The sequence below is a fragment of the Enterococcus sp. LJL120 genome, from assembly GCF_054871765.1.
On the sequence record NZ_JBTXLV010000007.1, the window covers coordinates 145,120 to 158,061 of the forward strand.

The window sequence follows — 12,942 nt, forward strand, 5'->3', positions numbered from 1 at the left end:
ACTTTACTTTTTTTAAAGAGGGTGAAAATAATGCGGATTATGGTTTTTTATAATCAGAGTTCTGGTAATGATCAAGCATTGAAAATTGCGGAGAAGTTCGCCCATTACACAAAAGAGCATCATCCCCAGCAAGAGGTTTTTCTACAGGAAATCTCAAAGGACTTAAAGCCGGCAGATTATCCCAAAAAAGCTGAGGCTAAAGAAGTTGATACCTTAGTTTTTATCGGCGGCGATGGCACAATTCGTCATATGGTGCAGGATTTTTCACGCTCAATTGACAAATATAATATCGGGATTATTCCCGGTGGAACGGTCAATAACTTTGCCCGTTCGTTGGAGTTGCCAGTCAATGCTGAGGCGGCTTTTCCAATTATTTTTGAAGGGCATCAGCGCCTTTGTGATTACGGCGTGGTTAATCAAGATGTGATGGTTTCCAGTATGACAGTCGGGATTTTAGCAGATACCGCGGCTTCAATTTCTCAAAAAGATAAGCAAAAGTATGGTAAACTTATTTTTGTCAGAAATTTTATCAAAATGGTGTTGAAAAAGAAACGCTATCGTTTTGAAATTGAGACAGTTAAAAAAACTTGGCAGGAATCTTGTCAGCTTTTAGCGGTCACGATGACCAACTCAATTGGCGGCTTTACCCATTTTGACAGCACTGCACGGGTCGATGATGGTCTCTTTCATGTGACGATTTTGCCACGGCTGCATATTTGGCGCTATCTTTTTTATCTACCGAAAATTCTTAGCGGCCGCATTTATCAGCTACCGGATGTCCAGTATTTTCATACCAGCACTTTAAAATTGTCAGGAATGAAAAAAGCTCAGGCTCGGATTGATGGCGACCCAGCTGATTATTTACCGTTAAATATGAAAGTCGAAACGAAAAAATTACAAATATTTGTTCCAGAGTAGGTGACTAGTTGGTTGTATATGGTTATTTGGTGAGTGTCAATGTGCTGTTGTTTTTATTGATGGGCTTTGATAAACAGAAGGCTCGAAAGCATCAATGGCGGGTTCCGGAAAAAACTTTATTGGCTTTAGGAATCATCGGGGCCGGCTTTGGCGGATTGATTGGTCAACAGGTGTTTCATCATAAAACCCGCAAGGCCAAATTCTATGCTGCATTTTTGATTGGTGTGATTGTGGCACTTGTTCTTATTTATATGTTTGATAAATCGTTGGGAGTTTAACATGCAAAAAAATTCTAAAAATCGTTTGATCATGAATATTGCCTTTTTGGTGGTAATTTTCGTGCTCATTATCATTGTCGGGGAAAATTCCTTTAAAGACATCTTTCAACAATTAGCTTCCACTAGTTTATTGACGCTGTTCATTGTAGTGTTACTGGGATTTTTATATCAGCTTTTAGAAGGCAAAGTGGTTCAGCTAATTGCTGATCCTTTCTGTGAGGAATTTTCACAAAAGGATGGCTTCTTTTTATCTGGATCGGTGGCTTTTTATCGAGTGATTACTCTAGGCGCCGGCACTCTTGTATCTGAAGTCCAATACTATCGGGAAAAAGGCATGAAAATGTCTCAGGGGATTGGTGTAACTGTACTGCACATGATGATGTATAAACTAGCCGTTTTAACCTATGCCGTTTTTGGTCTAGTGCTGCAATTTAGTAGGCTATGGCATGAACGCCCGCAGTATATTGCATTAGTGCTTTTTGGGATTGTCGTCACAGCCATTATTGTCATTGCCTTGGCATTGCTTGCCTCAAGCATCAATTTACAAGTCGGTGTGATGCTTTTTTGTAACAAGGTCTTTAAGAGTCGAAAAATTCGCGATTGGATTGATAATTTAAACCTGCAAATTTTTTCTTTGCGGGAAACCTTTCAAACGATTGTCCAAGATAGAACCAAAATTTTGCGAATTTATTATTGGAGCTTATTCAAATTATTTTTCTGGTATTTAATTCCTTATGCAATTTTATTTCAACTGCATCCAAATCTGAACTTTTTAACCTCGCTATCTTTTATCTCGATGGTGGTGGTGACAGCTGGGGTAATTCCGACACCAGCCGGCGTAGGTTCATTTGAATTTATCTACTTACTACTTTTTAGACCGTTAGTCGGCGAGGTGGACACACTTTCTTCGCTGCTGTTATATCGTTTTTCAACCTATGTCTTGCCATTTTTAATCGGGCTAGTCTATGTGCTGTTGAAAAAGAGACGGCAAATTTCCAGCGAATTACGAGAAGTTCGCAAAGAAAAAAATAATAGCTAAATCAAAATCAAAAAATAGTTCCTGCGGGAAATTATTTTTTGATTTTTTTGTATTTTCAAGGGTTATTTTTTGACCTTTACTGACCAAATGTGTATAATTATTGTCAGAGAAATGAAAAAGAATTTGCTTTCTCACTAAACAAGAAAAGATCGTTAACTAGTAAAAGAAAAATTAGTTAAACGGGAGGTACTTATATGAATCCAGAAAAAATGACTAGCACCTTACAAGAGGCGATTGCTGAAGCACAACAAGTGGCTGTTACCCGCCGCCATCAAGAAATTGACATTGCCCATCTGTGGAAAATCTTTTTGCAACCCAGTCACTTCGGGCGTAACTTTTATACGGATGCCGGCTTAGATGTCGATGCTTTTGAAAGAGAAGTTGACCGGGCTTTGGATGAATATCCAACAGTTGCTGGCGGTAATGTTCAGTACGGTCAAAATATGAGCCAAAATTTATTCAGCTTATTAAATGAAGCGGACCAATTAAAAAATAGTTTTGGCGATGAATTTCTGTCAACGGAAATTGTGATTTTAGCTTTAATGAAGTTAAAAAATTATCGCTTAACAGTTTATTTGAAAAAACAAGGCATTACTGAAAAAGAACTGCGTAAGAACATTGAAGATATGCGAGGTGGCGACAAAGTTACTTCAAAAAATCAAGAGGAACAATATCAAGCACTGGAAAAATACGGTGTTGACTTGGTCCAACAAGTCAAAAGCGGCAAGATGGATCCGATTATCGGGCGAGATGAAGAAATTCGCGACGTCATTCGGATTTTAACTCGTAAAACCAAAAATAATCCAGTTTTAATCGGCGAACCAGGTGTTGGTAAAACAGCCATCATTGAAGGTTTGGCTCAACGGATTGTCCGCAAAGATGTCCCCGAAAATTTAAAGGACAAAACCATTTTTTCTTTAGATATGGGCTCTTTGATTGCCGGTGCCAAGTTCCGTGGTGAATTTGAAGAACGCTTAAAATCTGTTCTCGCTGAAGTCAAAAAAAGCGATGGCCGCATCATTCTTTTTATCGATGAAATTCACAATATTGTCGGCGCTGGCAAAGCAGAAGGCAGTATGGATGCCGGCAATTTATTAAAACCGATGCTAGCTCGTGGAGATCTCCATACTATTGGAGCCACAACTTTAGATGAATACCGTCAATACATGGAAAAAGATAAAGCCCTCGAACGGCGTTTCCAAAAGGTTTTAGTCAAAGAACCGACTGTTGAAGATACCATCAGTATTTTGCGGGGCTTGAAGGAACGCTTTGAAATCCATCATGGCGTCAATATCCATGATAATGCATTGGTCGCAGCAGCAACTTTATCCTATCGTTATATTACGGATCGTTTTTTACCGGATAAAGCCATTGACTTAGTCGATGAAGCCAGTGCTACTATTCGGGTTGAAATGAATTCCATGCCGACCGAGTTGGACCAAGTGACTAGACGTTTAATGCAATTGGAAATTGAAGAAGCTGCGTTGAAGAAAGAATCCGACGATGCATCTAAAAAACGGTTAGGTAATCTACAAGAGGAATTGGCTGATTTAAGAGAAGAAGCCAATGCCATGAAATTGCAGTGGGAAACTGAAAAAGAAGAAGTTAATTCAGTGTCGAATAAACGGGCTGAAATTGATAAAGCCCGCCACGAACTGGAAGATGCCGAAAACAATTATGATTTAGAACGGGCGGCTGTCTTGCGCCATGGGACTATTCCTGAATTGGAAAAAGAGTTGAAGGCTTTGGAAGCTAAAAATGAAGCCAGCAATTTACGGATGGTTCAAGAGTCGGTCACTGAAAATGAAATCGCCGAAGTGGTTGGCCGTTTGACCGGCATTCCGGTGACAAAATTAGTCGAAGGCGAACGGGAAAAATTGATGAAGCTCAATGACACCCTCCATCAAAGAGTCATTGGACAAGACGAAGCTGTCACAGCTGTCAGTGATGCTGTTTTACGGTCACGGGCCGGCTTGCAAGACCCGAACCGACCTTTAGGATCATTTTTATTCTTAGGACCAACTGGTGTCGGGAAAACCGAATTAGCTAAAGCTTTGGCCGAAAATTTATTTGATTCAGAAGATCATATGGTGCGCATTGATATGAGTGAGTACATGGAAAAACATTCCATCTCACGACTTGTTGGAGCGCCTCCAGGTTATATCGGTTTTGAAGAAGGCGGCCAGTTGACAGAAGCTGTGCGCCGGAATCCTTATACGATTGTCCTTTTGGATGAAATTGAAAAAGCTCATCCAGATGTCTTTAATATTTTGCTGCAAGTCTTAGACGACGGTCGCTTAACCGATTCAAAAGGCCGCGTAGTCGATTTTAAAAACACCGTGATGATTATGACCAGCAATATCGGTTCGCAGCTGTTATTAGAAGGTGTGACGGAAGACGGCAGCATTCCAGAAACTGTCGAGGATGCGGTGATGACCATGTTGAAGGGACACTTCAAACCCGAATTTTTAAATCGGATTGACGACACTATTTTATTCACACCATTGAGTTTAGATAATGTGAAGGGGATTGTTGTGAAAATTGTTGAACAGTTGGCCCGCCGCTTAGAACATCAAGAAATTTACTTAACCATTTCTGATGAAGCTAAAACTTGGATTGCTGACAACGCCTATGAGCCAGCTTTTGGTGCGCGACCTTTACGCCGCTTTATCACAAAAGAAGTGGAAACACCTTTGGCAAAGGAAATTATTGCCGGTCGTGTCCTACCAAAAACTAAAGTGACGATTAGCTTACTAGCCGATCAACTGGTTTTTGAAAACGAAGCAGTGGTAGAAGAAGTTGTGGAAGCTTAAGCTTAATTAAAATAGCAGCTTAATAAAATTGATAATTACAAAAACGAAAACGCATCTGAAGAGGCAGTGATTGACTGCCTCTTCAGATGCGTTTTTTGTTTAATGGGTGAAGCCTTGTTTTTTGATTTCAGTTTTTTCGTGAAAGACTAAATGGGCCTTTTTCAAATCAGCGATGGCATCTTTAAAGTCTTGCATAAATTCATGGGCCATATTCATGCCAAAATCGGCCCGTACGACAATTCGTTGAATCACCGTTTGATCTAGCCCTTTTGGCAGAGGATAGGTCGGCACCTGCCAGCCCTTCATTAATAGGCGATCGGATAAATCGTAAAGCGTCCATTCTCGGGCATCATCTGATTTCAAGTTATAACAAACTAATGGCAATTGGCTGCCATCGTTGATAATTTTAAAATCGGCTAATTGGCTGATTTCTTTACTTAAAAAGATGGCGACGTCATGGGTGTGTTGTTGAATTTCTTGGTAGCCAGCAAAACCTAAGCGGACAAAATTATAATATTGTCCGATTACCTGCGATGCGCTATGGGAAAAATTAATTGACATCGTGGGAATTTCGCCACCGAGATAGCTGACTTTAAAAATTAATTCCTCCGGCAGATATTGTTGATCCCGCCATAAGACCCAGCCAACCCCTGGATAAACTAACCCATATTTGTGACCAGAAGCGTTGATGGAAACGACATTTTTTAAACGGAAATCCCAAACCAAATCTTTTTCAACAAATGGGGCATAAAATCCGCCAGAGGCAGCGTCGACATGGATGGAAAGTGTTCTGTGATGTTCTTGATTATATGTTTCAACGAGACTGTCTAAAGTCTTTATGTCATCATATTGACCGGTATAGGTTATACCCATGATGCCGACAATGCCGATGGTGTAATCATCGACATAATCCATCACAGTCTCCATATTCAAGGACAAATGTTGCGAATCAATCGGTACCGCCCGCAGCTCAATGTCCCAATAGACACAAAATTTTTCCCAGCAGACCTGATAGCCAGCGGAAATCACTAGATTCGGCCGTTTTCGGAAAATATCTAAGCCGTTTTCTGCGGCTTCTTTGCGCCAGCGGAATTTTAGGGCCATGCCCGCTAACATACAAGCTTCTGATGAACCAATCGTAGAGGTCCCGATAAATTTTTCACTTTGATTGACCTGCCAAAGTTCGGCAATCATATTGACGCAGCGATTCTCTAATTCAGCAGTGCGGGGATATTCTGATTTATCAATTAAGTTTTTATCCAGCGTTTCACTCATCAAAGCAACCGCTTCTGGTTCCATATAGGTTTGACAAAAAGTCGCCAAATTTAAGCGGGAATTACCCTCGTCTAATAATTCATCTTTGACTAAACGATAGGCCGCCTGAGAATCCAAACCCGTGTCGGCTAATTTATATTTAGGCAAATCATGATTTTCTGCGGCTTCTGCAAAAATCGGCTCTAAAAAATCCGCCTCTTCACGATCGTCTTTTCCATAAAGCATTGGCATAATCATTCCTCCAATTTCTGATTTTTCTTTTATTATACCTGTTTTCACTTTTTTCTTCTGCTTTGAAACGGATTGCTACGGTCTTTTTTTGATTGGGAGTATAATTTTAAGAGAGGTGAAGGACATGAAAATTTTGACAGACGTTATTTATGATGAAAAAAATCAATTGAAGATGGATATTTACCAACCAGAAAAAAGCAATGGAGCGGCGCTGATTGATATTCACGGTGGGGGCTGGTTCCAAGGAGATAAAGCGAAGGATCAAGATTGGGCGCAAATTTGGGCGGCCAAAGGGTATCTCGTGTTAGTGCCGAATTATCGGCTTGCTCCGGAATTTTTATATCCCACGGCCTTAGATGATGTGAAAAATGTTTATCATTGGTTAAAGAAAAGTGATTATTTAGAAAAGGATAAGATTGGCGTGTATGGTTCTTCCGCTGGTGGTAATCTGGCAATTGAATTATCCTTGGCATTTGGTTTGCCGGCTGTTTCTTTATCAGGCATTATCCAAATAGAAGATTGGCTAGCAACTCATCAAGATGTGACGCCACAACCAAAAGCGGCGCAAGTTAACAATCCTAATCTTGCTAGTAACTTAATCGACCAAGACGGTGGCGATGATCGTTTTTATAAATGGTTTGTTTTAAATTATGCCGGTAATCAAACGGAAAAAATTAAAGCTATGTCGCCGCTGAATCGTGTTTCTGCAACAGCCGGTCCAATGTTTATTGCCAACTCATTGAACGAATTGGTACCAAATGAGGGCGTCTGGCTCTTAGAAGCCGCCTTAGCAGAAGTTGGCGTACCCGTCATGACTAAATTCATTACCGGCTCGGCTCACGCTAAAGGCTATTTAACAGAGGCTCAACCTTACGCAGAACTATTCTTCAAACAATATTTACTCAAAGACTAAATAAAAAAACTCAAGTCACTATAAAAAACTCAAGTCACTTTTCTTTTCAGGAAGCTTTTTGTAGCAGCTACTTTTGAAAGGAAAAATGAACTTGAGTTTTTTTAAAAGGTTAATTGATCGATTCGGTCAAAGGCTTCCCGCAAAATCTCTAAATTTTGGGTAGCGGCTAGGCGAACATGTTGATCGCCGGTGGTTTCCCCGAAGGCCTTACCGGGAATGACTAAAACTTTGGTTTCTTTTAAAAGTTTTTCCGTGAAGGCGACGGAATCCAAACCGGTTTTTGCGATATTGATATAAGCATAGATGGAGCCTTTAATCGGTCGCAGTGATAAAAAGGGATTTTCAGCAACGCGTTTTTCAATATATTCCAAGCGTTCTTGAAAAACATTGGTGACTTGCGGAACTAATTCAGCGTAATGCTCTAATCCGTAAATGCCTGCCCGTTGAGAAAGGGTCGGGGCAGAGTAGGCTACGCTTTCGTTAATCATTTTGGCAACTGCATTGATATCAGCAGGGCCAATCATATAACCCAAACGCCAACCAGTCATGGCAAAAGCTTTAGAAAAACTGCCAAAGGTAATCGTGTTTTCCGGGGCAAAGCTGGCCATCGGCATAAAATCTTCGTAATAGGTGAAGGCTTCATAGACTTCATCGGATAAAATCAAAAGATCATGTTTAATGGCTAGGTCGGCTATCGCCTGAAAAGTTTCCTTTGAAAAAACTGCTCCGGTTGGATTATTCGGCGAGTTCAATAAAATTGCTTTGGTTTTTGGTGTGATAGCGGCCTCTAACAAGCTAACATCTAATTGAAAGTCGTCTTTTTCATAGGTTGGTACAAAAACTGGGACACCGCCAGCAAAGATAACTTGATCTTTATAAGGAGAGAAGTAGGGTTCATGGATAATTACTTCGTCGCCGGGATCAAGGATGGCTTGAAAAGCTAGATAGATGCCATGAAGTGCGCCCACTGTAGCCCAAATCTGATTTAATTCAAAAGCTAAGCCATATTGCGTCTGGTAAAATTTTTGAATAGCAGCTAATAATTCTTGGCTGCCTTCTGAGGCCGTGTATTTTGTATGACCCGCTTTGGCGGCAGTCATGGCTGCATCAATAATTTTCTCATCAGTGATTAAATCGGGATCACCGATGGAAAGATTAATTAAGTTGTCTGTATGACTGGCTAGAGCACCAATCTCCATTAAAATATTTTCCTTTGGTGCATGAAATCTTTTAGCGATTTTTGATGTTTTCATTTTCAATTTCCCTTCACGATAAAAAATAAAAGTGGCTGCGACACAAGCCTTTAACAAAAGTCTCATCCGAATCAAATTGTTTTTGGAATTCACTGGACTAGCTAACAGAATGTTTCTGTAGTTTAGCCAGCCGCCTGCTGAATCCTTATGACAATTACACAATATTTTTTGTCTCTTTTCAATATTGTTCGGAATAAATTTTGTAGTAACTTGTGTCGCGGACACTTTTAGTTTAGCTAAATGACTTAGAGAACTTTTGCCAGAAAATCTTGAGTCCGCGGATTTTGCGGATTGCCAAAGACTTCTTCTGGGGTGCCTTCCTCTTGAATAATGCCGGCATCCATAAAGATTACCCGGTCAGCTACTTGGCGGGCAAAGCCCATTTCATGAGTAACGACCACCATGGTCATACCATCATTCGCCAGACTTTGCATAACGGATAATACTTCACCGACCATTTCTGGATCAAGGGCCGAAGTCGGTTCATCAAAAAGCATCACATCTGGATTCATCGCTAAGGCGCGGGCGATGGCCACCCGTTGTTGTTGTCCACCCGATAAACTAGAGGGATAGACTTCAGCTTTATCACTTAAGCCAACCCGCTCGAGTAAAGCCAACGCCGTTTTCTTGGCGGCTTCAGCATCTTCTTTTTTAACTTTAATGGGACTAATCGTCAAATTTTCTAAAACAGTTTTATGGGGAAAGAGGTTAAAACTTTGAAAGACCATCCCCATTTTTTGCCGCAGGGCATCAATGTTGACGCCTTTTTCTAAAATATTTTGACCTTCAAATTCAATCTTACCTTTGGTCGGCATTTCTAATAAATTCATGCACCGCAGGAAGGTGGACTTTCCGCTACCGGAAGGGCCAATAATCACGACCACTTCACCAGCTTCAACATTTAAATCAATGCCCTTTAAGACTTCATTGTCACCAAAGGTTTTGTGTAAGTCAGTTATATTAATCACTAGTTTTCATTCTCCTTTCAGCAACACCTAATAAACGAGACAAGGCGAAGGTTAAGACGAAGTAAATTAAGGAAACAATCACGTAAGGCATGAAGGCCCGGAAGCTGGCTCCTTGAACCACGCCAGTTTGGAACATTAATTCCGCCACACCAATTACTGATACGACAGAAGATTCTTTAATAACGGTGACAAATTCATTTCCTAATGCCGGCAAGATATTTTTAATTGCCTGCGGAAAGACAATGTAGCGCATCGCTTGTGTTTGGTTCATTCCTAGTGAACGAGCGGCTTCCATCTGACCTTTGTTGACAGCGCCAATCCCAGCCCGAATAATTTCCGCAACATAAGCAGCACTATTTAATGATAGGGCGATACAGCCGGCCACTAGATTGGACACATTGAGATTTAACATCGTGGTTCCGAAATAAACGATAAAAATTTGCACCAATAGTGGTGTCCCTCTAACATATTCAATGTAGATAATCGCTAGAGCCCGCAAAATTTTATATTTCGAAAGTTTCATCAAAGCAAAGACGCTACCTAAGACAGCTCCGAATAACACACCAACAAAGGCTAATAGTAAAGTATAACCAGTCCCGGAAATAAAGTAAGGCATGTATTTTTCAAAGAAGCTGGTATCATCTTGGAACATCAATTCATTGGCTTCTTCCTGATATTCAGCTAATAAATCAGAGTTAGTAATTTCACTAATAGAGTCATTGATAGCCGCTAAAAATTGTGGTGAATTTTTATTGACAGCTACAGCGGTTTGTTTGGTACCGTTAACGAAGGTTACATCATCGGCGATTGTCAATGTTGTATTTTGTTGTACGTAAGCATCGGCAACTGGTCCTTCTAAAACAACCGCATCAACTTTACCAGTGGTTAGGTTGGTGATTAAATCTGGCACTTTTTGTAATGAAGTTAAAACAGAGCCAGTCAATTCCGTTTGTGCCAATTCTTCTTGCGTCGTTTGCTTTTGTACGCCAACCGGCACGCCATCAAAGTCGGCAGTGGAAGTGTAGTTATCTTTGTCAGCAGCTCTCACCACCACTTTTTGGGTCACCGTCATATAAGGATCAGAAAAATCAACTTGTTCTTCCCGTTCCGGTGTTGGAGACATGCCGGAGATAATCATGTCAATCTTATTTGTCGTTAGTGCTCCTAAAAGAGCATCAAATCCTAGCTCTTGAATTTCCAGCTCAACACCTAAACTATCAGCAATATGCTGAGCAATTGAAATATCAAAGCCCACGATGGTATCTTTACCATCGACAGTTGCGTGAAATTCATAAGGCGCATAGTCAGCCGACAAGCCGACAATTAATTTGCCGCTAGAAATCACCTTTTCATATGCTGCATCCGTATCAGCAGTTGTGGCAACTGCGGTATCTGATCCAGAAGTTGAAGTTGCCTGGACTGCTGCTGGTAAAAATGAACCGGCAACTGCTAACAAAGCAATCAGCGAAAACAGCCAATTTTTCCATTTTTTCATTCAATAATCGCTCCCTTTTACAAAATAAAATGAATAATAATTGCATAAAAATTCATTTGTGTTTTTCTGTGAATTATAATATCATAAAATCTGTTAAAGTCAAAGGGCAAAAAGGACTTTTCAGAAATTTTTTTTGGAAAAACCTTTTTAAAGGCGCTTTTTTTGTTTCGTTTAAAACTAATAAAGATTTAATTTATTTCAGTAAACAAGGAGAAGAATATGAATCAACCACTTATTGTCAGAGGCGCTCCGCAGGAATATGAATGTCATGAAGGAGCGTGGCAGCAACTTTCGGCGCATTTAGAACGGCGCCAGTTAAAAAAAGTTTTAGTCCTTCACGGTAAAAAATCTTGGCAGGCTGTTCAAAATTTTTTTCCCGACCTGACTGATTTTTCAGTTCATTATGAATATTATGGCGGTGAGTGTACGGACGCCCATGCCCAAGTATTTGTGGACATGATAAAAAAAGAACATTTTGAAGTGGTTGTGGCAATCGGCGGTGGCAAAGTTTTAGACACTGGCAAACTGGCCTCCATTAGAGCACAGGTTCCCGTTTTTTGTCTGCCGACCTTAGCCGCAACCTGTGCCGCCTATGCAGCTTTAAGTGTGGTCTACAATGAAGACGGCTCAATGGATCGTTATGATATTTTTCCCGTTAGCAACGCCTTAGTTTTAATTGAACCCCGGGTAATTTTAGAATCGCCAATTGAATTGATGGTGGCGGGGATTGGTGACACTTTAGCTAAGTGGTATGAAGGCATTTCCATCATTGAACAGATTGAAGAAAAACCAATCGAAATAAGCGTAGCAGAATTTGCCGCTAAGCAATGCCAAGTTGTTTTACTAAGAGACAGTCAAGCGGCCTTAGCGGCGATGGAAAAAAATGAACTAAATCAGGCCTTCTTAAATGTTGTCGAAACGAATATTTTATTAGCCGGCATGGTGGGGGGCTTCGGCGATGAATATGGTCGTACGGCTGGGGCCCATTCAATTCATGACGCCTTGACCATCTTACCTCAAAGCCATCAACAACTTCACGGTAATAAAGTCGCTTATGGCGTGCTAGTGCAGCTGGTAATGGAAGACAAATGGCAGGAGCTGGAAGAATTGCTTCCTTTTTATGAGGAACTGCACTTGCCGAAATCTTTAGCCGCTATGGAAATGACCTTAACTGCTGAAGAAATAACAGCCGTGGCTGAGCGGTCTGTTTTACCTGACGAGACGATTCATATGATGAGAGGGACGATCACAGCAGAAAAAGTCGCAACAGCCATGGAAAAGCTAGAAGATTATATGGCGGACAAAAAAGTCCCGTAAAAATCACAAAAGATTCAACAGCCTTTATTGGAAGTCGCCTTCTTTTAATGCTAAAATAAATGTATAAAAGGAGGGATTTTAGATGGAAGAAAGAATTTTCTTTAACCAAGGTAATGCGGTGACCTCTGATGTGGATTTAAAAGCCTTATATATCGCTGCTCAAATTGAAAAAGATAGTGGTCGTGATAAAGAACCACTGGTCATTGCTAAAGACAAGCGCAATAACCAATATGTCCTCTTTTTTAAGGAAGATTTTCACGCCCTTAAAAATCCCGAAGACTATGAGTTAGTAGAAGAATTAAATTAAATAGACAGTGTGAACAAAGTCTGTGACGAAAAGTAAAACCAAAATGAGCAAAGGAATGCCAGCGATTTATTAACCTGCTGGCAGGCTGTTACTTATTTTATGGGACACTTTAGTTGCAGCTTTTGTTTGTCTGAT

At 40.5% G+C, this 12,942-nt stretch carries 11 protein-coding genes; 7 read left to right on the forward strand and 4 right to left on the reverse strand.

From position 1 onward, the window contains the following. The first annotated feature begins 30 nt into the window (after positions 1-30). The 4 genes from ACYSNU_RS12880 (at position 31) to clpB (ending at position 5,048) form a co-directional block, all read left to right on the forward strand. Complete coding sequence (locus ACYSNU_RS12880) at positions 31-918, forward strand: diacylglycerol/lipid kinase family protein (RefSeq protein ID WP_461737615.1); 888 nt, start codon at positions 31-33, stop codon at positions 916-918. Between the two features lie 8 nt (positions 919-926). After that, complete coding sequence (locus ACYSNU_RS12885; RefSeq protein ID WP_461737616.1) at positions 927-1,196, forward strand: DUF1294 domain-containing protein; 270 nt, start codon at positions 927-929, stop codon at positions 1,194-1,196. A gap of 1 nt (position 1,197) precedes the next feature. Then, positions 1,198-2,235, forward strand: coding sequence for a lysylphosphatidylglycerol synthase transmembrane domain-containing protein (locus ACYSNU_RS12890; protein WP_461737617.1), 1,038 nt, complete (start codon positions 1,198-1,200; stop codon positions 2,233-2,235). Between the two features lie 194 nt (positions 2,236-2,429). Further along, complete coding sequence (gene clpB / locus ACYSNU_RS12895; protein WP_461737618.1) at positions 2,430-5,048, forward strand: ATP-dependent chaperone ClpB; 2,619 nt, start codon at positions 2,430-2,432, stop codon at positions 5,046-5,048. A gap of 99 nt (positions 5,049-5,147) precedes the next feature. Here clpB and ACYSNU_RS12900 read toward each other — a convergent pair whose 3' ends face one another. Next, positions 5,148-6,548 carry a glutamate decarboxylase gene (locus ACYSNU_RS12900; protein ID WP_461737734.1) on the reverse strand — a complete coding sequence of 467 codons (1,401 nt, stop codon included), beginning with the start codon at positions 6,546-6,548 and terminating at the stop codon, positions 5,148-5,150. Between the two features lie 130 nt (positions 6,549-6,678). Between ACYSNU_RS12900 and ACYSNU_RS12905 the strand changes: the two genes are divergently transcribed. Continuing rightward, complete coding sequence (locus ACYSNU_RS12905; protein ID WP_461737619.1) at positions 6,679-7,467, forward strand: alpha/beta hydrolase; 789 nt, start codon at positions 6,679-6,681, stop codon at positions 7,465-7,467. Between the two features lie 101 nt (positions 7,468-7,568). Here ACYSNU_RS12905 and ACYSNU_RS12910 read toward each other — a convergent pair whose 3' ends face one another. From ACYSNU_RS12910 to ACYSNU_RS12920, 3 genes are all read right to left on the reverse strand, one after another. Further along, positions 7,569-8,720, reverse strand: coding sequence for a pyridoxal phosphate-dependent aminotransferase (locus ACYSNU_RS12910; protein WP_461737620.1), 1,152 nt, complete (start codon positions 8,718-8,720; stop codon positions 7,569-7,571). Between the two features lie 245 nt (positions 8,721-8,965). Next, the gene (locus ACYSNU_RS12915; RefSeq protein ID WP_461737621.1) at positions 8,966-9,688 is read right to left on the reverse strand and encodes an amino acid ABC transporter ATP-binding protein; all 723 of its coding nucleotides are present in this window, start codon (positions 9,686-9,688) and stop codon (positions 8,966-8,968) included. Continuing rightward, the gene (locus ACYSNU_RS12920) at positions 9,681-11,183 is read right to left on the reverse strand and encodes an ABC transporter substrate-binding protein/permease (protein ID WP_461737622.1); all 1,503 of its coding nucleotides are present in this window, start codon (positions 11,181-11,183) and stop codon (positions 9,681-9,683) included. Before ACYSNU_RS12920 ends, ACYSNU_RS12915 begins: the two co-directional genes overlap by 8 nt. Positions 11,184-11,402: 219 nt before the next feature. Here ACYSNU_RS12920 and ACYSNU_RS12925 point away from each other — a divergent pair, with 219 nt between their 5' ends. Both ACYSNU_RS12925 and ACYSNU_RS12930 read left to right on the forward strand, forming a co-directional pair. Beyond that, complete coding sequence (locus ACYSNU_RS12925) at positions 11,403-12,500, forward strand: iron-containing alcohol dehydrogenase family protein (RefSeq protein ID WP_461737623.1); 1,098 nt, start codon at positions 11,403-11,405, stop codon at positions 12,498-12,500. A gap of 82 nt (positions 12,501-12,582) precedes the next feature. After that, entirely contained in the window at positions 12,583-12,807 is a 225-nt protein-coding gene (locus tag ACYSNU_RS12930; protein WP_461737624.1) for a hypothetical protein, read from the forward strand. The last annotated feature ends 135 nt before the right edge of the window (positions 12,808-12,942 follow it).